An 18,994-nucleotide genomic window follows, 5' to 3' on the forward strand; every position below is an offset into this window, starting at 1 on the left:
TCGCCACCTTCAACCGGCGATCTGATATTGCCGCACCGGATGGCGGATCATCGCGTCGATATCGATGCCGTCGAGAATCCAGTGGAGCTGTTCTGTCGTCAGCACAACGACCGGCACCTCCCGGCGGGGCCAACGGAACCTGTCTTCCGTCAATTTCTTCAGGACCATCACAAAACCGGACCGATCAAAAAACAGGAGCTTCATCCGGTCGTGACGGCGATTGCAAAAGGCAAAGACCGCGGGAGCAAAGGGATCGAGCTCCATTACCTCCTGCACCAGAACCGCAAGGCTGTTGATGCCCGCGCGGAAGTCGATCGGTTCCCGATGCAGGTAGACCTTGAGGTCAGCGCCCAGTCTGAACATGGCTCAACGCTCCTATAATCGCCGCCAGTCCATCAACATCGCTGCATTCCACCGTCAGGCTGACCCCGTTCGGCAGTAGCGCGTTCACCTTGGATGCATGAAAGCGCTTGCCCAATGGCTCCGTCTTCGTCAGTCGATCGCTGGCAGAAGACGAGTGCATATCCGGAGCAATCTGAACCGGAACGAACGCCGAGACCAAAGGCAAAGGACGCTCCTCTCTGGCCTTCTTCATCCACTTCCGAACGAGATTTGCATTGACGCCATGTTCCAGCGCCAGCCGCGAGACCGAAACGCCGGGCTCTAAACACGCCGCGACAAGCTGATCTCTTGAGGCAGGGTCATATCGACGGCGACCGTCGCGACCAACAAGCCGCACCTGCAGTTTAGGAGCATCTTCATCCATGATTTGGTGTCCACCTATCTTTTGGTGGACACTTCATGCCTCAGAGCACTGCGCTTCAGAAGGCGCGCAGAAATTCGCGCTTACGCTCCAACTTTAATGGTGGCACTGACGATCGCATTAATCGCGGTCTACGTGTTCAACCTTCTGGTAACGGCTGACCAAATAAGTCCAGCTGCCTGTTTCTAGCCTTTCCGCTCCTTGAAGAAACCGGGGCGGCGGATACAAAACTGTCACAAACTTCTTATTCGGAAGTTCTAAAACAGGAGGCAGATGCCAAAGTTTCCTCGACGAAGAAGGTGGCAGTCGCATGACTGGCGCCGCGAACAATCGTCCTCGGGGGTATGAGGCTCGATCGCTTATTTAGATAACAAGGCGGCTTGCAATTGAAGTTTGTTCTAGATCGCAACCTGTGCTAGGTACAGGCAATTTTGTTGGTATGGGCGGGATCCTACAGAAAGTTAGTGGCCATAAACGATCTACCCTGCGGATGGAGCAAAGCATATTATAATACTATAGGATATAGCCGCAGCTCGCTTGCAACGAAAGGAGTAGTACGAAATAGACGTTCATTGTCGTCATACATTCGTTAATACGGGTGACATAATAAAATGATATTTGATTGGCAAAATACTTATTAATAGATGCTATTTTTTACTAGTCACTGACGCCATGTAGATGGGGGAGTACAATGTCCAACAAATCAGAACGAAGATTCGTTCTTGTTATCGACGCAATGGACTTACGTCGGGCAGGGATTACATCACTGGTGGACGAGTGGGCTGGTGCGAACGGTCTCGAGACCGTTGGAATTTCTCCCGACGAGATGCCGTCGCACAGCCAATTGGCAGAGGTAGTGCGATTTGTCATTTGAGCGTAGGAGGATCGTCCCTTCGCGAGGGCTCTGCAGAACTGGGCGAAGAGCGCGCGCGAGCTGTTTCCGAACGCGCCGCGCGCAATCATTTCCGACAGAATGGAAGCCGAGGAGGCGATCGTGGCCGCCCAGATTGGCAAACAGGCCTTCCTCTCCACGAGCATGGAGCCTGGGATCGCTCGCCAGGCGCTGACTTTTGTCCTTGGTGGTGGAACATTCTTTCCTCGCGAGGCCCTCCTCCACCAATGCCAATCGACTACGCTCTCTGTGAAGAGCCAGGCGCACGATTATAAGAGTGAAAATGAGGGACTGACGCCGCGTCAGAACGAAGTGCTCGAGCAGCTGCGATCGGACAAGGCGATCGCTTGGCCATTTTCGGACTGGAAGACGTGTCACGCGGGCGAGGCGCGTTCACCATGCAGCGTTCGTCCCGCGATGCGGATGACATCGTGATCACCTTCGATAGTGTTGACCGCCGCTCCGAACTGACGCTGGACGAGTTTTTCGCGCTGAACCCGGGTTATGGCGGCATGCCGCGCAGGGGGATCTTCAACTACCCAGAAGCGGGACTGCTCGGAGCGATCTCGCTTGATGCTGACGACGGTCTGGACGTGCAGGAGTCTCAATTATTCCTGCAACTCGGCGGCCTTTTGTCCTTGCTCGGATAACAGCCCGCACGGCGAGTTCCGTACGCCCGAGCCAAGCGGCCCCGCCGCCGCTCCCAAAGACACAGCTACTTTCGCCTGACTCTCCCACAAAGACTTATAGCGATTCCGAGCCTTGGACCTTCCAGGACCATTGGACGTATGCAACATTTGAACGTCTGATATCGACCAACGTCAGGTGTATGGTGTTTTGACGAAATAGATCAGATGGGGAGGAGTGCACATGTCTACGACCCGTACATCCATCGTAAGCACCGGCGTTTCGACCTCAATCAGCGAAGCCGGTAGCGATCCCTGTTCCGAAACCTCCTATGCCTCTGAGACCACGGTGTTCTTCGGGGATTCGTCAAACGCCGAGGGCACAGGGTTCGGCGTGGGAGTTCAGGCCGATGCCACAGCCGTGGGGACCGATACGTTGGCCCAGCTCGAGGTAAACGCGACCGTTTCCGACGGCACATATGTTGACTCCGCGTCGGCCTCCGTAGTGTGATCGCGGCTGCGCAGTAGCCCGACGGCGATGCTTACGCGGTCGCAACTGCGCTGCTGGAGGTTATGGCGGGGCCGACATCTACTTTGGCAGCAGCCACTCGACGAGCTATACGGTCCAGGACGAAACAGGGTCGACGACAGTGTCGGAAACGACGACATCACGGTGGCAGCCTCGAGTACCGGCCAATGACTATCTCGACGGCGGCGCGGGGCAGCGACACGCTGAACGGCAATGCGGGCAACGATATCTTGCGCGGCGGGTCTGGCGCGGAGATGCTGAACGGCGGGGCAGGCACCGACACCGCCGACTATTCCACCTCCGCCGTTGCCGTGACCGTTTCGCTTCCCTCCGACCCCGGCCGGACATCGCGCGGTTACGGAGGCGACGCCGCCGGCGACACGCTGAGCAGCATCGAGAACCTGGCCGGTTCAGCCGGAAGCGACCTGCTCACCGGCAATCGACTCGACAACCAACTCGTCGGAAATGCCGGAGAGGATATCCTGCGCGGCATGGACGGCAACGATCTCCTCGTAGGCGACGGCATGGTCGATGTCGATATCGACGGTGTGCCGGACGACGAGAACATGGACGGCATTCCGGACGGGGTGGATGAAGACGAGGCCGGAGCCGATGATGTCCTTGACGGCGGCTTCGGCAACGACGTGCTGCACGGCGGATACGGCGTCGATTTGCTCAACGCCGGCGACGGCGACGACGTCCTCGACGGCGGAGCTGGCAACGACACCCTCTCGGCGAGTCTTGGCAACGACACCCTACGCGGCGGCGCTGGCGACGACTTCCTCAACGCCTCGATCGGCAATGACATTCTTGAAGGCGGCGACGGCAACGACGAGCTCCTGGCAGGCTCCGGCGACGACGTTTCTGAACGGCGGCGGTGGCGACGGCGATCCCCTTAACGGCGGCGACATTCTGAATGGCGGTGATGGCGACGACATGATGTTAGCAGGCACTGAGCCCGACCAGATGGATGGCGGCGCGGGAAACGACACCGTGAGCTATGCCACTGGCGGCGCCGTCGGTATCAATCTGGGAACTGGCGTCGTCAGCGGCGCGGCGGCCGGTGACGTTCTGGTGAACATCGAGAACATCATCGCCTCGAGCAAGGATGACATCCTGGTCGGCGACGGCAAGAACAATACCTTCACCGGCGGCGCCGGAGCCGACCAGATCGTCGGCCAGGGAGGACTCGACACCTCCGACTACTCGACCTCAGCTGCCGGCGAAGTCGCGATGGGAAGCTGGCGGAACTTCTTGGCGACGCGGATCGCGTATGACCGCCTGAAGTCGCGCCTGCAGGGTATCGCCGCGGAAGCCCAGCGGATACGCCTGCCCGAACCCTATGGACAAATCTCCCTCAACCATGTCTCCTACTTTGCGCCCGCGACCAAGGCGCATGTGATAGACAATGTCAGTTTCCGCCTGACGCCTGGCGAGGCCCTGGCGGTGATCGGACCATCGGCCAGCGGCAAGAGCACGCTGTGTCGCCTGATTGCCGGGATTGCCGCACCATCGGGTGGAGAAATCAGGCTCGACGGCTCCGAGCTCCACCACTGGAACCCGGAACAGCTGGGCCGCTATGTCGGCTACCTGCCGCAGGACGTGGAGCTGTTTTCCGGCTCCATCCGCGACAACATCTCCCGCATGGCCAGGGCGGATGACGACGAAGTCGTTGAGGCAGCGATGCTGGCGCACGCCCACGAGATGATCCAACGCCTTCCGCAAGGCTACGAGACGCCGATCGGCGATGCAGGCGCACGGCTGTCGGGTGGCCAGCGGCAGCGCATCGGCCTGGCGCGTGCCGTGTTCGGAAATCCCAAGATCATCATCCTGGACGAACCCAACGCGAATTTCGACCAGTCCGGCGAGACAGCGCTCGCCGCCGCGGTGAGGGCGCTGAAGGAGCGCGGCGCCGCCCTCATGATCGTCGGCCACCGCCCCTCGACCCTAGCTCAGGCCGACAAGATCCTGTTCCTCCGTGAAGGCCGCGTCGAACTCTTCGGCGCGCGTGAGATGTCCTCGGCAGACTTCAGCTGGCGGCGGTGAGGCAAAGCGCCCCGAGCCGCAACTGCGCGGTGCCGCCGCGGCTCCGCCGCGCCTCACGGAAAGGATCGGCGAATGAGCCGTGCAGACGACAAGGATTTCGCTGAACGCTTCATATCCTCAAATGTAAAGGGTATTCCTGTGGCAAGCGGCAGTCGAATGTAGTTGCGCTTCCAGGGAACAGGATGCCACGCCAAGAGGCCCTGCCGGAATCCCTCACGGTGCGCGAGGTAATCAAGGGTCCGGTCCGGCTTGGTTTTGCCGTAATCGTCATCTTCGTCCTTGGCGGCCTTGCGTGGTCGCTGCTTTCCCCGATCGCGTCCGGAGCGATAGCTCCCGGCGTCATCAGCCCGGACGGAAGCCGGCGGACCGTACAGCACCTGGAAGGCGGAATTATTCAGGCGCTGAAAGTCGGGGACGGGGACTTAGTGCGGGCCGGCGACCCGATCGTGGTCCTTCAAAGCACTCAGGCGGCCGCGGCGAACGAACTACTTCTGGAGCAGTCGAGAACCCTTTCGGCAACGCGGCTGCGCTTGCTTGCGGAACAGGCGGGCAACGATGCGATCCTCTTCCCGAAGGAAATGTTGGCCGAGGACGATCCTGGGCTGCGCGAGGTCGTTCAGAGGCAGATCTTTGAAATGCGCCGTGCGTCATTTGCGGCCCAGCTGCAGGTTCTCGACGACCGGGAGAACCAGTTGAGGGAGCAAATCAGCGCCCTGAATGCACAAGTAGAAAGCGCCGACCGACAGATCGAACTTACCGCGAAGGAACTCGCAGGAAAGGGGAAGCTGCTCAGTAAGGCACTCGTCACCGAGCCAGAAGTACTGACACTTCAGCGATTCCAAGCCGCCCCCCAGGGCGAGCGTGGTCGGTATCTCGGCTCGATCGCCGAGATCAGGCAGAAGATCGGCGAAATCGCGACCCAACGCATCCCACTGCGCGCCACGCGCTCGGAGGAAACGTCGACGGAACTCGAAAGAGTGCGCGCGGAGCTGGCGAGCGTCTCGGAGCGCCTCAATGCAAGCCAGGGCGTCCTGCTCGAACGACCGTGACCGCTCCGGTCAGCGGCAAGGTCGTGAACCTGCATTTCAAGTCAATCGGCGGTGTTATCCTCCCCGGCGAACTCGATACTCGAGATCGTGCCGACCGAGGAGCGCCTGCTCATCGACGCGCGGATAGCTCCTGGCGATATTGATGTCGTGACAGTGGGGCTTACCGCGACTGTTCACCTCACCGCATTTTCAAACAGGGGCCTGCCGCGTGTGCAAGGCGTGGTCCGAAGTCTCTCTGCCGATCGCATCGTCGACGAGGCGACAGGCCAGGCCTGCTATCTCGCACGCGTGGAGGTGCCGCACGAAGAGCTTGCCTCCCTCGACAAGGGCATTGTCCTCGTTCCGGGAATGCCTGCGGAGGTCTTGATCGCGACGGCCGAGCAAACCGCCTTCGACTACACGATCGAACCTTTTGGGGCGGCCTTTCGCAGAGGCTTGCGGGAAAGCTGAGGCCGCGCTCGCGGGGACTTGACGTGATCACCAACGGTTCCGGTCGCGTCGACGGATTGCGGGGTTCGGATCTTCCTGAAATCTGCTGGACAGCAAGACCTAGCGCGGAATCATAGCGGACACGTTTCTATCCATCTCGCTTGAGCTTTCCGATAGAGCCCGCTTCACACCTGCACGATCCGGCCCCGGTCGGTTTTGGCTCATTTTACGCTTTCCTTCCATATTTACGATCGGCATCCGCATTCCCACGATGCCTCCAAGTTGTGCGGTGATGAACGCTGCGGGTGCATCGCCCACGGACCACGGCTTTTCCCGACCCTCTTCATGCAGGTTGGTGAGACGGTCAACAACATCAAGGAGACGATCTGGATTGTCGAAAAACTCTGACGGTCCCGAGGCATGGACGGCCGCATAATTCCAGGTCGGAACCACTTTGCCATGTTCTTGTTTAGAGAGGTACCAGGATGGGGTGACATAAGCCTCGGGGCCGACAAACACGGCCAAGGCGTTTCCGATTGCTGGCATGCGCCACTGGTCATTCGCCCGCGCGAGGTGAGCGTACAGCACGCCATTTTCACCCTTTTCTTCGGCGATAATCATCGGCAGCAGGGTCGCCATAGGTCCGTTGACAGTAGCGGTGATGAAGTTCGCGGTACGACATTGCCGCATCGTGGCATGCAGATTGTGGAGATCATCCATTACAAAAGCCGTTGGGCTGTACATCGAATTCTCCTTGCTTTGTAGCTCTTATGAGGCCTCTCGGGCTTATGAGGAACTCCAGTCTTGGTAGTGGGCCAGTTGCCACTAAGCCGCAGGAAAAACGGGGGGGCAATGCGCAAGATTGCAGTGACCTTCGCGACCAGATCATTCACGGCATCTACCGGTCTGGCCACAAGTTTTCCCTCTGATTGACGCTTGATGCGCCTTCTGCCGCCGACAGCGAGCCCGAACGGACCTTGTGGGCGGTGTCGATGACGCTGACGGCATAACTGTCGGCGATAACCTTCAGCTGTTCCATCGGAATCGCGATTCGCCACGATGGAATTGGCCAGCGCGGCCGTAGAAGGAGAAGAGAAGGTCTATATCGCGACAAAGGCCGCTGTCAGGAGAGCAATACAGGCAAGCAATGCGTACGGTCATAGTGCCTCTCAAGGCGTTGGTTTTTTCCACAATGGCATTCGTCGCGCAAGCGTCCGTTCTGCCCTTCGGGCAGCCGAGGCGGTCAAGTGGCTCGAAAGGCGCAGCAAATCGGGGCGATTATCCCACAACGCGATCTCTACTATGACGCCTTGAGGATGCTATTTTCAAGGGCACTACAATCGTATCGAGTTCCAGCCCTACCGATTGAGATACATCAGTTTTATGCAGCTGATCCTTTCCCCGGTTGCCGTGAGGGGAGCAAGAGCTCGATCGGCTCAGAGGCAAAATCGCTCATGCGCGGCTGGGACCTCGTTTTGAGTGCGGCGGCGATCCACGCACTTCCAATTCCAGGCAATCACGTAACCATCATAAGCAACCCAGAAACCGCAAAGCTATGGCACGCATGTTATCGAGAGCCTTAAATAGTTCGCCGACAACGCACGCCACGGAGAAGTGACTATAGCGCACTTACCACGCTCCAAGCTCCTGCCTCCGATCAGCCTGCATCTGAGATCGGGGCACCTGCCGATCCTCAAAAGCACTACGCTTGAGCTCGCGGAAAATCGTCGAACGATGCCGCCCAAGCTTCTCGGCGATGAGAGCGGCGCTCAGGCCGGCCGCTCGCCAGCGAGCGACCCGCGACGTTCATCCACATCGATCTGTCGCAAGTCGCGCTTCATCCTTGAACCCACCCCGCTACACGAACTATCCAAGCTGATTAGAGATGCGGCGCCGCCAGCCAGTTAGAACTGCGGCACTCAGATCTCCACTAGTGCTGACGCCAGCCCCCGATCCGACCAGCTAAGCCGGGTTACTCACCAACGGGACCTTGCATTTCATCAGTTGAGGTAAACGGTGACGATCGTGAGGGGTGAACTGCGAATATAATAGACTTGGACAGCCCGATCGCATCGGTCACTGGGCCGCTTCCGTCAAGCCAGCTCCGCTGCCGCCGGGCAGGCGTCAGCGGCGTCGCTATATCGTTGACCCGTGGATCGCCAGATTCATGGTTGGCATCGTTCAAATGAACTGAGCCGGCGCCGCGAGACGATCCCTGGAATTGGCCCAATCACCGCCAGCGCGATCACCGCGACAGGGACAGACGTGTCGCTCTTCAGATCCGGCCGACAGTTGGCGGCGTGGATAGGCTTAGTGCCGCGGCAAACTCATCGGGTGGCAAGGACCGCCTCGGAAGGATCAGCAAACAGGGCGATCCCTATCTCCGCCGGCTTCTCGTCGTCGGGGCGCATGCGGTCCTCCGCTTCAGCCGCAAGGCCAAAGCGGCGCCGACACGTTGGGCCGCTGAGCTTCTGGGCGAAGAAGCCGTACAACGTGGTCGCTGTTGCCTTGGCGAACAAAATGGCCCGGATCGTCTGGGCGTTGATGGCGACGGTCAAACGCTTTGAGGCCACCGCAGTCAAATGAGCATTCGCGATGGATACAGAAGTCGGTGAGGTGCTGATGGTGTGATGACGAACGGTCGAGCCGGGATCGGACAAACCCCTCAGTGGGTGCCGCTTAGAAGCGCGTTGACCTGTCTGGGATCCGATCTGCGGACTTCATCAGGGCCAGCGGCATGAACGCGCCGCAACTAAAGGCCGTAGACATGCCGACCAGGCGAGGATCGCGTTCGACGTGAACTCCGTCCCATGGTCGGAGACAATCATGCCGGTTTGCCGCGCCGTTCGAGGAGCGCTGTCAATTCCCGTGCGACGCGACGCCCGGAAATGGACGTATCGGGGATGGCTGCCAAGCATTCGCGCGTGACGTCATCGACGACGTTGAGGACGCGGAAGCGCCTGCCGCAGGCGAACTGGTCGTGGACGAAATCTAGCGACCAGCGGGCTTTGGCCTGCGCTTCAACGAGGATCGGCGCACGCGTGCCGGCGGCACGCCGTCTGGCTTTCCGCTTGCGGACCGAAAGCCCTTCCTCGCGATACAGCCGATAGATGCGGTTTGACCCCGGACGGCTCTCCCTCCCGCTTGAGGAGGATGAACCGCCGCCCGTAGCCGAAGCGCCGTCGCTCGGTTGCGAGTTCTCGCAGCCTCGCACGCAATTCGATCTCCAGCGGTCGACATGACCGATAGCGCACCGTCTTCCGGTCAGCGGATATGATCTGGCAGGCCCGCCGCTCCGAGAGACCCATGACGGCCTTCAGATGCGCGACGGCTTCACGCTTGGCGGCAGGCCCTACCATAATGGGATGGTCCGCCCCGTCCTCCTCGCTCATCATGAGGCGGCCAAACCTAAGCAGGAAGCAAATGGCTCATCGCAATCTGCCGCGGCCGGCCGCGGTCTATGGCATTGATATCGGCAAGAATATCTTCCACGTGGTTGGTCTGAGCCGCGACGGTACACCCGTTCAGCGGGTGCGCTTTCGACGCGACACCCTTCACCAGTTCTTTGCTCGCGCAGATCCGAGCATAGTCGGCATGGAATCCTGTGCCGGGTCGCGGTGGCTTGCCCGCAAGATACAGGCGCTCGGCCACAAGGTCCATCTGATCCCCGCGCAATTTGTGAAGCCCTACGTCAAGTGGAACAAAAACGACATCATCGACGCTGAAGCGATCGCCGAGGCGGCGATTTACACGCCGATCTCCTGCGCCTCGAAGAGCGCATCCGCCAAGTCACCAAGGAGATCGAAGCGATAGCCGATCGCGAAGACGTTGCGCGCCGGTTGATAACGATCCCGGGGATCGGCGCGTTGGGCGCGACCGCATTGCTGGCCGCCATCGGCGATTGGCAGCAGTTCCGCAAAGCTCGCGATCTAGCGGCGTGGCTGGGATTGGTGCCCAGACAATACTCGACCGGAGGAAAGCAAACGCTGCTGGGGATCAGCAAGCGCGGCAATCGATACGTCCGAAAGCTTTGGTGCATGGCTCACAGTCGTGTTTCCGACATCTCGACAGCACGCGCGACAGGCTGGGGAGTTGGCTCGACGGCCTTGAGGCTCGAATGCATCCCAACAAAGCCGTCGTTGCCCTCGCGGCCAAGATGGCACGCGTCGTCTGGGCCGTTCTGAACAAGCCGGGCGCACTCTACGAACGCAGAGACCCTGCCTTCGCCTGAGGCTTCCAGCTCGATTGCAAGGATCGGGACGAGTGATGACGAAACAGTGGATCAGCATGCCGTAAACCCTGCGCAAAAAAGCGGGCTTCGTGCCCGAACCATTTATTGGGAGCGGCGTGCGCGGATCTCATCATGGCCTGGCTGCAACCGCAGTCCACTCGCGAGAGGCCGGATACATTTACGCAACTGGAATCGTCATCTACGGCGTCGCGACCCCTTGCGGGGCGGACCATACATTTTTTGCAAGAAGCTCGCGGAGTGCGGCGGCGTCGAGCATCTGCTCGGCCAGCAGCTTCTTCAGCTTGGCGTTCTCCTCTTCGAGCGCCTCCAGGCGCTTAGCCTCGGAGACCTCCATGCTGCCGTATTTGGCTTTCCAGTTGTAAAAAATCGCTTCTGAAATCCCATGCTTGCGGCAGAGGTCGGCCACCTTCGCGCCAGCCTCCTGTTCCTTCAGCACCGCAATAATCCGCTCTTCCGTAAATCTCTGCGTTCTTCATGCGTCCGTCCTGAATAGGCCGGCCAAGTAGAGACGGTTCCATTCCTGAGACAGCGTTCAAAGAGCTTCTTGCAGAGTCAAGCACACGGGCAAGATTGCTTACCGGCAATTTCGGACGCACCTCGATTGACAATGTTGGCGTCAGTGGAATGAGTCCGACGTAGGGGCTAGCAGATAGTACCAGTTTGTGGCCTCTGAACTGCATAAACAGCAGCCCCATTTTCTCGATATGCGGATAAATTTCGAGCTTTCCGTCAACGACGATGTTGGCCAGCTATAGATCGAGCGATTTGCGTGAGTCCAGAACCAGGACGTTCTTGTGATTCTTTGCTAGCACTTCCACCGGTTATGTCTCACCTTCCGGCTGCGCCTGCGCGGAAGATCGAGAGCTGAAGCACGACATTGTCGAAAGCGTTACAAAACTGTGTCCGGAGACGAACGGCCAGAATCGGAGAAGAAAAGCCAACATATTGAGGCAACGACATTCATTGGGTTGGCATGGCTCTTGCTTTTTTGAACTGCGACGTTCACAGCAACGGAGTCGTTACAACATGAACCGCGCACGTCGGCTCCTAGATTTCCTGGCGGGTTTCAGGAACACCGTTGAACCTGAAGGCGCGGCGCGACCAAGTCGTTGCATCCGGCTGAGACGGCGGGGCAACTCGGGGCCAGGGCCCTAAGGCCATGCGCCTGAGCCAAAGTATGATGCCGCTCGCGTCTGACGTGCAGGGCTGGATGAGAGCAAGCGAAGTTCGCCCCTGCCAAAAGAGCATGGCCCTTGTGAGGGCACCTTAGACTAGCGGACCACGGCTCGTGCCATCCTGCCCTGATCAGCCGCCTGAGGAAGAATATAAAGTCAATCCTATGGTGGGCTTTAGGGCGAGGCGTGCAAGCGGCCCATCGCGCTTTCGCGGAGAAACTGGCGAATTGCTGGTGAAGACACGCGGCATTGCGAGCAGGGAGTAACATAACCGGTACCTTGGCGGTTTGCGGACACTGGACGCGGTGAGGATTACACGCGGCTAGCTGGTTACGTTCGGTGAGAGGCATGTTGGGATGTTGATCGAGCAAAATATCATCAAAGCGAAGAGCGGGTGGGTCGCCGGGGTCAACCACGGCTCACATGACGCCTCGGTTGTCCTGTTGTATGAGGGGAAAACCGTTGTCTTCATCGAACAAGAGCGGCTGTCCAGACGAAAACATGCTGCGGGCGAGTCCCCCGGTCAGGCGCTCCTCGAATGCTTGCACTACGCAGACATCACGGTTCGTGACCTCGATTGCATCGCACTAGGATCCGATCATGACGCTTTGGCGCGCTGGCTGGGGCTGAGCGAGGAGGAAAGAAAAACGGTCCTTCCCTACGACTCGTTTGAACACCTCTTCGCCGGCACACAGTTCACCCAGGATGATATTCCCCCAATCATACCGGTTCGGCATCACCTGTCTCATGCGGCAAGCGCCTTTTTTCCAAGCGGATTTGAAACCGCCGCTGCTCTGGTAATGGATGCCATGGGTGAGGATGGCTCGAGTGCGATCTACAAGTGCGTCGACAACAAGCTAGAGCTCAAGAGTTTCTATGGGGTCGAGGATTCGCTCGGCTTTTTCTATGAAGCAGCCTCCGAATATGCTGGGTTCGGTAAGATGGAGGCGGGTAAGTTCATGGGGTTGGCCTCATATGGCCGGCCAACCATGAAAATGCCTATCGAGCCGGACGTCGACGCAACAGGCCAGATCTGGACACGGCGCACACACGCGAATGCTGTCGGCCGCGAAGGTATTAATCTTCGCCATGCGGACTTGCTGAAACACTTCCAGTCCCACCATTTTCCATACTCCGCCGGTCTGTCCGACGAGCTTATGGGATATGCGGACTTCGCCGCATCTGCGCAGCACGCACTTGAGAAATGCGTGCTGGCACTGGCCCGCCGCGCGGTCCAGGAGACGGGTTGCCGGAATATCGTCTTGGCCGGCGGCGTCGCACTTAATTGCTCCGGCAATGGACTGCTGGCTCGATCAAACATCGCGCAGAACATCTATGTCCAGCCAGCCGCAAGCGATGCCGGCGTTGCACTCGGCGCAGCCCTTCTCGTTTCCTCTGAACTTTACGGTTCCAAATTCATGCCAAGCCGTATGACACATCCATACTGGAGCCTTGAGGACACGGACGAGCATGTAGAACGTGCGCTGCTTGATGCCCAATTGCCGTTCACTCGCCTTTCCAACGAGGAGGTCAGTCAGGCTGTCGGGGACATAATTTCCGATGGCGGCATCGCCGCTTGGCATCAGGGACGAGCAGAGATCGGGCCACGCTCATTAGGCGCTCGCAGTCTGCTAGCCAATCCTCGTAAACGGCAGACGCTCATCAAGCTGAACAAAATAAAGGAGCGCGAATTGTGGCGGCCATTCGCACCCAGTGTTCTGGAAGAGAGTTTCGATGGATACTTCGATGGCATTCCTAATCCCTTCATGATCGTGGCCGCATACGTCAAAGAACACGTCCGCAACAGGATACCAGCAGTCGTACATGTGGATGGATCCGCCCGCCCTCAGGTGGTCACCAAGAACACCAACCCAAAATACTGGCTGGTCTTAGATAGGGTCAAGGAAAAAACAGGGATTCCAATCGTCATCAATACCTCGCTTAATGGCAAGGGGGAACCTATATGCTTCCGCGCCGAGGATTCTATACAGTTCTTCCTGAGGAAAGACATCGATGCTCTAGCAATTAACAATTTTCTCGTAAGAAGGTAACAGGAGGAGTAGACCGTGCATGGGTTGTTTCCCGCTGAACACGTGTTCTATCAGTCGCGCTCGTCCAACCCTGGTGCACGAAGTGACCGTCCGGCTATTTTGTACCTCACAAACAAGTTTTGCTTTCCTCCAAATTCTGGCGGGGCGGTGAGGGAATCCAAGCTGCTTGAACCCTTGCTGGGGAGGTTCGACGTTCATTATGTTGGGTTTACGCACAATTTCGATGCTGACTGCGCCAACGCGCTCAATCTAGTCGACAGGTTCGGCTCGATAACACTCTTGAGGCACCAGGAACCAGACCTTCCACTTGACGTAACGTCATTTAGACTTCGCGAACATTATTCACCGTTCGGTGAAGATTTGGTCATCAAATTAATTGACCGCATCAGACCAAGTACCATCCATGTCGAAGGGTGCTTTCTGATGCGTTATGTGCCAAGGGGGCTTCCTTGTCGGATTGTCCTGACGGAAGAAAACATTGAGTTTGAACTTGATGCAGGTCGTTCCGCGGTAAGTGGGAGGAAGCCACCTGGAGCGCATACATCAGATATCGTGCGCAGAATTGAGCTAGATGCCTGGCGCGCAGCAGATGTTTGCATTTTCGTTACCCCGGAAGATGAACGGACCGCTAAGTCAGTCATACCAGAGCTGAACACGCGTTGTCTCGAGAACTCGGTAGATGGGGATCTATCGAAGGAGGCTATCTGGACATCAAGGTCCCCCTCGCCGACGCCAACGGGATTGTATGTTGCCAATTATACTTGGCCACCAAGCGAAGACGGCGCGTACTTTCTGATCGACGAGGTTTGGCCGCTAATCCTGGATATTGTGCCTGAAGCCCACCTGATTTTGGCCGGGACAGGGATGAGCGCTGAGCTCGAAGCGCATACTGCGCAAGCGGAGCAAGTCACCTATGTCGGACCGTTTGAAAAATTCGCTGATGTTGCTAACGGCGCTCATGTCTTTTTATGCCCTCTCAGATTTGGAGGGGGAAGCAAGATTAAAGTAATCGATGCCCTTTCCCACGGTCTGCCCATCGTCGGCACGAAAGAGGCTCAACGCGGCTTTCCCGTCGGCATCAAGGAACTGATCTTCTGCGGGGAGACTGCCATGTCAATCGCGCTGTTAACTGCGTCATTGTTCGATGCTCGTCGTGCGCGCGAAAAGATGGCCTCAAGCGCCTCGACGGCCACCCATCTGCTGCCGACTTGGCAGTCGATTGCGGGCGAACTCGCAAACATATGGCAAGTTAATCCAGTCGACGGAGGTAACTGAACGATGTTCATCGTAGGTTTCAGCGGTGGTCCTAGATACTCCGAGCTGGATGACGATTATGCAAAACTCTCGCCACTTTATTTTCATGATGCTGCCGCTGCGATCGTAAAGAATGGTCAGCCAATCTTTGCAGTAGAAGAGGAGAGGCTTTCCCGACAAAAACACACCAATCGCTTCCCCGCTTTGGCAATAAGAGCGTCGATTGATGGTGCTGGATGTTCGATTCAAGACATCGAAAAGTTCGCATTCTTCTTTAGCGAAACTTTTTTTGAGGCCAATTTGACCAAGGATACCACTATATTGGGCATAGAAAAAAGAGAGGGAGTGCGTGATATCCTCACGAGGAATATTTCGGGCGCGCTTGGTACCGACATCAATCGCGAGAAAATCGAGTTTGTCAGGCACCATCATGCCCATGCGGCTGCGACATATTTCGGCTCAGGTTTCACAGAAGCCCTGATTCTTGTCGTCGATGGTAATGGAGAAAGCGAATCACTTAGCATTTTTAGTGGTATCAAGGATGAAATCAAGGAAGTGCATAGTTATCCAGTGAGAGGCTCGCTTGGATACTTTTACCGTTATGCCACTCAACTGCTCGGTTTTTCGAATTTTGATGAGTATAAGGTAATGGGGCTAGCTCCGTATGGACAATCTCAGAGGTATTTCTCACTCTTATCCGAGCTTTACAAATTCAATGCTGACGGATCGTACGACCTCGACATCGCCACACTTGGGGATCTCGCCTACAACGTTGGCATTCTCGGCCAAGCAGAACCACGCACGACGAAATGGGAACGGAAGACTCATTTCGCCGCCGCGGTCCAGCAGTTGCTAGAGGTTGTCGTCGTTGATATTCTCTCTTGGTGGCAAGCTAAGCTAGATCTGAAAAACCTGTGCCTTTCAGGCGGAGTCGCGCAGAACTGCGTGATGAATGGTCTAATCGCCAACACGAAGAAATTTGAGAACATTTTTGTCCATCCGGCGTCGCACGATGCTGGCGCTGCGCTCGGTGCGGCGATCTATATAGCCAAGCAGCGGCCATCAGCACATGACGCCCCTGCCGTCCCGTATTCTCCCCTCCTCGGCCCTAAGCTCCCTCAGAATGAGGATATTCGTCGCGAGATCGAGACTTGGGAAGGAGGGCTGCGTATTGTTGAGTGTGATGACGTCTTCGAGGCCGCAGCTGAAAAAATTGCTGAAGGTAAAATAGTCGGCTGGGCGAGAGGCAGATCCGAGTTCGGGCCGCGCGCGCTTGGCAACAGAAGCATACTTGGAGACCCTCGACCTCGAGAAAACTGGCAACGGATCAACCTCGCGATCAAGCAGCGAGAGAGCTTTCGCCCATTTGCACCAGCAGTCCTTGCGGAGGACTTCAATGACTATTTCATCCCGCTACCATCGAATCCAAACATGGAACACATGGTCTTTGTGACCAAGGTGCGAGAAGAGAAACGAGCCGAACTCGGCGCCGTCACTCATATCAACGGGACAGCGCGGGTACAAGTCGTCACGAAATCTGCTAACTCCGATTTTTGGAGGCTCATATCGGCTTTCAAGGATAGAACGGGCTGCCCGGTACTTCTCAATACCTCGTTTAATAACCGATATGAACCCATCGTCCAAAACGTGACCGACGCCATTCGGACATTTTTGACGACCGATTTAGATCACCTGCTTATCGAGAACACCATGGCCGAAAAGAGCTCAGACGTGAGGAGCCTTATCGCAACCGCCAGCCTAAGACTTAGTGACGCTGCATGGGTAGAGGAGATTACGACGGTCAGGCAGCGTAGAACCCTCCTGAGGCGCGCTCCAAGTCATACCCGTGAGTTGAAAAACTGGCATTTAGCGCGATATTTGCGTGAATTCGGGAGCGAATTCTCGCTGGTAGCGCACCTCGTCGACAGCGTCTCGCCAAAGCATCGTGGTCAACTCACTGAGGAAATATTCTTGCTCTGGCGAGAGCGATTCATCGATGTGCGGCCAGAACGTGTTGCACATCTGCTCTAAACCACTCTTTAGCAGCTCTCTTTGCAGTATCTGTTTGGCGGCTCAACGGCCTAAAGCACGCGTTTGATCGAAGAGAAGCCTAAAACGCGCCGGATCGTTCGGCGTGCTTCGGATCGGGAAAGTCTAACATCATGTCGTACGTATATCTGTTTTCTCAGATGTGGAGATACTCATTCGGAGAGAGACGCCTAATAATAACGTTCTATATATTACATTCGCTCGCTAGCGCGTCTGAGTTACTTTACCCAGTTGTACTCGCACAAATTATCAATTCGGTCCAGCTATTAGATCCGAACGAGGTCTTATCCAGGATTATCTCCTGGCTCTGGGTTTGGATTGGCCTCTTTGTTACTTTTAACCTTTTTCACAGGTTAGGCCGTTATATTGAGTTCCACGTCGCCTATAACGCGAAAGCTAGCTTTATCCGCGATGCTTACCGAAATATCTCGACCCGCTCCGTTGCATGGCACAATAGTCACCACACAGGCGATGTTCTTGATAGAATAAATCTTGCATCTAGCGCTTTGTTTAACTTCACGACGATGCAATTTGTTTACGTGGAATTTTTTACCTGTTTCTTGGGTTCGTTTGTGGCGCTCAGTATTTTGGTGCCAGCTATTTCAATTTATACGTTATGCACTGCTTTTATAGTGCTTCTATTGATACGCCATTTTGATTTAAGTTTGGCTTACTGGTATCGCGTGATCAACGACAACCGGCATAAGGTATCTGCAACACTCGTCGATCTAATGTCGAACATAATCACAATTCTTGCCTATCAGATTCAAGAATATACGGAGGCGCGCCTGGCTGCGTCCATTTCCGACGGTTACGCGCCTAATATGAGGGCGCACGGCTTTGTAAACGCCCTAAAATGGTTTGCTGTTACTCTGCTAATGACATTGCTGCAGGTTCTTGGTGTCTTCTATTATGTTTATATACAAATCCGGTTAGAAGGCGCCGTACTGGCTGGCAATATTACTGCCGTATACCAATACATTGATCGGTTTACAAGTACGTTTCGATCGTTTGCTCAGGAATACCAGAAGATAATCCAATGGGAGATTGACATGGAATCCCTGGCCGATTTCGATTCCGGTAGTCACATTCAATCATCGTTCAGCGGATCAACTCTTCCCCGTCACTTTCGCGCTGTTGAAGTAAACGATCTTCGATTTATGCATGATTCGAAACGTTCATCTATCCGATGCTCGTTCTCTTTTGCGGCAGGCGAAAAAATTGCCTTGGTGGGCGAAAGTGGTTGCGGAAAATCGTCGCTATTGATGTTGCTCGCCGGCCTTTACACTCCGGATAACGCCGACGTTTCGATCGACGGGCAAAACGTTGAAAGCCTCCAGTCGATTGCTGCGATGTCGACATTGATTCCGCAGCATCCCGAGATATTCGAGGAGACAATCTTGCGCAATATCACGCTTGGAAGGCCGGCGTCCGAGGAGGCGATAAAACGGGCGCTTGCCTTTTCCACCTTCGATAAGGTTCTGAGTGGTCTGCCGGACGGTCTCGACACCGTAATGAGCGAGCGTGGTGCAAGCCTATCAGGAGGGCAGAAACAGCGCCTTGCATTAGCGCGGGGCATTTTTCATGCCGAAGACAGCATTGTGATACTGATGGACGAGCCGACCAGCAGCGTTGATTCCAGCAACGAGCTCTCAATTTATACGCATGTTATCAGAAAGTACAAAGACAATGTCGTGATCGCCGCAGTGCATAACATGAACGTAACTAAGCTGTTCGACAGGATATGCATCCTTGAAAGAGGCAGTATCATCGACGTCGGCACATTCAGAGAACTGAGTAAAAGGAGCAATGTATATCGCCGTCTTTTGGCGCAAGGAGATAGGCCGGAGTATCTCCATGATATTTGATCCTTGTGTCT

The 18,994-nt window shown here is 56.4% G+C and carries 14 protein-coding genes and 5 pseudogenes; 12 read left to right on the forward strand and 7 right to left on the reverse strand.

Annotation, left to right across the window (positions count from 1 at the left end):
* Positions 1-9: 9 nt before the first annotated feature.
* Together tnpB and tnpA are read right to left on the reverse strand one after the other, a co-directional pair.
* Positions 10-363 carry an IS66 family insertion sequence element accessory protein TnpB gene (tnpB, locus tag N0Q91_RS02085; RefSeq protein WP_018857828.1) on the reverse strand — a complete coding sequence of 118 codons (354 nt, stop codon included), beginning with the start codon at positions 361-363 and terminating at the stop codon, positions 10-12.
* Positions 344-766, reverse strand: coding sequence for an IS66-like element accessory protein TnpA (gene tnpA / locus N0Q91_RS02090; RefSeq protein WP_275596143.1), 423 nt, complete (start codon positions 764-766; stop codon positions 344-346). Before tnpA ends, tnpB begins: the two co-directional genes overlap by 20 nt.
* 1,236 nt (positions 767-2,002) lie before the next feature.
* Here tnpA and N0Q91_RS02095 point away from each other — a divergent pair.
* The 6 genes from N0Q91_RS02095 to N0Q91_RS02120 all read left to right on the forward strand — a co-directional run bounded on the left by N0Q91_RS02095 (position 2,003) and on the right by N0Q91_RS02120 (position 6,355).
* The gene (locus N0Q91_RS02095) at positions 2,003-2,305 is read left to right on the forward strand and encodes a hypothetical protein (RefSeq protein ID WP_275596144.1); all 303 of its coding nucleotides are present in this window, start codon (positions 2,003-2,005) and stop codon (positions 2,303-2,305) included.
* A gap of 220 nt (positions 2,306-2,525) precedes the next feature.
* A complete protein-coding gene (locus tag N0Q91_RS02100) occupies positions 2,526-2,792 on the forward strand; it encodes a hypothetical protein (protein ID WP_275596145.1) in 267 nt (88 codons plus the stop codon).
* A 185-nt stretch (positions 2,793-2,977) separates the two neighbouring features.
* The gene (locus tag N0Q91_RS02105) at positions 2,978-3,709 is read left to right on the forward strand and encodes a calcium-binding protein (protein WP_275596146.1); all 732 of its coding nucleotides are present in this window, start codon (positions 2,978-2,980) and stop codon (positions 3,707-3,709) included.
* Positions 3,612-4,856 carry an ATP-binding cassette domain-containing protein gene (locus tag N0Q91_RS02110; protein WP_275596147.1) on the forward strand — a complete coding sequence of 415 codons (1,245 nt, stop codon included), beginning with the start codon at positions 3,612-3,614 and terminating at the stop codon, positions 4,854-4,856. Before N0Q91_RS02105 ends, N0Q91_RS02110 begins: the two co-directional genes overlap by 98 nt.
* A 182-nt stretch (positions 4,857-5,038) precedes the next feature.
* A complete protein-coding gene (locus N0Q91_RS02115) occupies positions 5,039-5,905 on the forward strand; it encodes an HlyD family secretion protein (RefSeq protein WP_275596148.1) in 867 nt (288 codons plus the stop codon).
* A gap of 51 nt (positions 5,906-5,956) precedes the next feature.
* Complete coding sequence (locus N0Q91_RS02120; protein WP_275596149.1) at positions 5,957-6,355, forward strand: beta-barrel domain-containing protein; 399 nt, start codon at positions 5,957-5,959, stop codon at positions 6,353-6,355.
* A 99-nt stretch (positions 6,356-6,454) separates the two neighbouring features.
* On the opposite strand, the gene N0Q91_RS02125 is transcribed toward N0Q91_RS02120, so the two are convergent.
* The 3 genes and pseudogenes from N0Q91_RS02125 to N0Q91_RS02135 form a co-directional block, all read right to left on the reverse strand.
* The gene (locus tag N0Q91_RS02125; RefSeq protein ID WP_275596150.1) at positions 6,455-7,078 is read right to left on the reverse strand and encodes an FMN-binding negative transcriptional regulator; all 624 of its coding nucleotides are present in this window, start codon (positions 7,076-7,078) and stop codon (positions 6,455-6,457) included.
* Positions 7,079-7,232: 154 nt separating this feature from the next.
* A complete protein-coding gene (locus N0Q91_RS02130) occupies positions 7,233-7,373 on the reverse strand; it encodes a hypothetical protein (RefSeq protein ID WP_275596151.1) in 141 nt (46 codons plus the stop codon).
* Between the two features lie 638 nt (positions 7,374-8,011).
* Positions 8,012-8,175: pseudogene (locus tag N0Q91_RS02135) on the reverse strand (helix-turn-helix domain-containing protein); the annotation flags it as partial.
* A gap of 424 nt (positions 8,176-8,599) precedes the next feature.
* Between N0Q91_RS02135 and N0Q91_RS02140 the strand changes: the two are divergent.
* Positions 8,600-8,901, forward strand: a pseudogene (locus N0Q91_RS02140) (transposase).
* A 204-nt stretch (positions 8,902-9,105) separates the two neighbouring features.
* On the opposite strand, the pseudogene N0Q91_RS02145 reads toward N0Q91_RS02140, so the two are convergent.
* A pseudogene (locus N0Q91_RS02145) lies at positions 9,106-9,693 on the reverse strand (DDE-type integrase/transposase/recombinase); the annotation flags it as partial.
* A gap of 64 nt (positions 9,694-9,757) precedes the next feature.
* Between N0Q91_RS02145 and N0Q91_RS02150 the strand changes: the two are divergent.
* Positions 9,758-10,565 (forward strand): annotated as a pseudogene (locus tag N0Q91_RS02150) (IS110 family RNA-guided transposase).
* Positions 10,566-10,765: 200 nt separating this feature from the next.
* Here N0Q91_RS02150 and N0Q91_RS02155 read toward each other — a convergent pair.
* Positions 10,766-11,031 (reverse strand): annotated as a pseudogene (locus N0Q91_RS02155) (transposase); the annotation flags it as partial.
* Positions 11,032-12,117: 1,086 nt separating this feature from the next.
* Between N0Q91_RS02155 and N0Q91_RS02160 the strand changes: the two are divergent.
* The 4 genes from N0Q91_RS02160 (at position 12,118) to N0Q91_RS02175 (ending at position 18,983) form a co-directional block, all read left to right on the forward strand.
* Positions 12,118-13,812, forward strand: coding sequence for a carbamoyltransferase family protein (locus N0Q91_RS02160; RefSeq protein WP_275596152.1), 1,695 nt, complete (start codon positions 12,118-12,120; stop codon positions 13,810-13,812).
* Positions 13,813-13,827: 15 nt separating this feature from the next.
* Positions 13,828-15,087 carry a glycosyltransferase gene (locus N0Q91_RS02165; protein ID WP_275596153.1) on the forward strand — a complete coding sequence of 420 codons (1,260 nt, stop codon included), beginning with the start codon at positions 13,828-13,830 and terminating at the stop codon, positions 15,085-15,087.
* Between the two features lie 3 nt (positions 15,088-15,090).
* Complete coding sequence (locus N0Q91_RS02170; RefSeq protein WP_275596154.1) at positions 15,091-17,097, forward strand: carbamoyltransferase family protein; 2,007 nt, start codon at positions 15,091-15,093, stop codon at positions 17,095-17,097.
* Between the two features lie 158 nt (positions 17,098-17,255).
* Positions 17,256-18,983, forward strand: a complete 1,728-nt coding sequence (locus tag N0Q91_RS02175) for an ABC transporter ATP-binding protein (protein WP_275596395.1) — start codon at positions 17,256-17,258, stop codon at positions 18,981-18,983.
* Positions 18,984-18,994 lie beyond the last annotated feature (11 nt).

It is taken from the genome of Sinorhizobium prairiense, assembly GCF_029201645.2.
Classification (GTDB): Bacteria; Pseudomonadota; Alphaproteobacteria; order Rhizobiales; family Rhizobiaceae; genus Sinorhizobium; species Sinorhizobium meliloti_A.

Bases quoted from the DNA above. Each gene is read 5' to 3' on its own strand.
- tnpB (WP_018857828.1), bottom strand. From the start codon at position 363: ATGTTCAGACTGGGCGCTGACCTCAAGGTCTACCTGCATCGGGAACCG.
- tnpA (WP_275596143.1), bottom strand. From the start codon at position 766: ATGGATGAAGATGCTCCTAAACTGCAGGTGCGGCTTGTTGGTCGCGAC.
- N0Q91_RS02100 (WP_275596145.1), top strand. From the start codon at position 2,526: ATGTCTACGACCCGTACATCCATCGTAAGCACCGGCGTTTCGACCTCA.
- N0Q91_RS02105 (WP_275596146.1), top strand. From the start codon at position 2,978: ATGACTATCTCGACGGCGGCGCGGGGCAGCGACACGCTGAACGGCAAT.
- N0Q91_RS02110 (WP_275596147.1), top strand. From the start codon at position 3,612: ATGACATTCTTGAAGGCGGCGACGGCAACGACGAGCTCCTGGCAGGCT.
- N0Q91_RS02115 (WP_275596148.1), top strand. From the start codon at position 5,039: ATGCCACGCCAAGAGGCCCTGCCGGAATCCCTCACGGTGCGCGAGGTA.
- N0Q91_RS02125 (WP_275596150.1), bottom strand. From the start codon at position 7,078: ATGTACAGCCCAACGGCTTTTGTAATGGATGATCTCCACAATCTGCAT.
- N0Q91_RS02130 (WP_275596151.1), bottom strand. From the start codon at position 7,373: ATGGAACAGCTGAAGGTTATCGCCGACAGTTATGCCGTCAGCGTCATC.
- N0Q91_RS02160 (WP_275596152.1), top strand. From the start codon at position 12,118: ATGTTGATCGAGCAAAATATCATCAAAGCGAAGAGCGGGTGGGTCGCC.
- N0Q91_RS02170 (WP_275596154.1), top strand. From the start codon at position 15,091: ATGTTCATCGTAGGTTTCAGCGGTGGTCCTAGATACTCCGAGCTGGAT.
- N0Q91_RS02175 (WP_275596395.1), top strand. From the start codon at position 17,256: ATGTGGAGATACTCATTCGGAGAGAGACGCCTAATAATAACGTTCTAT.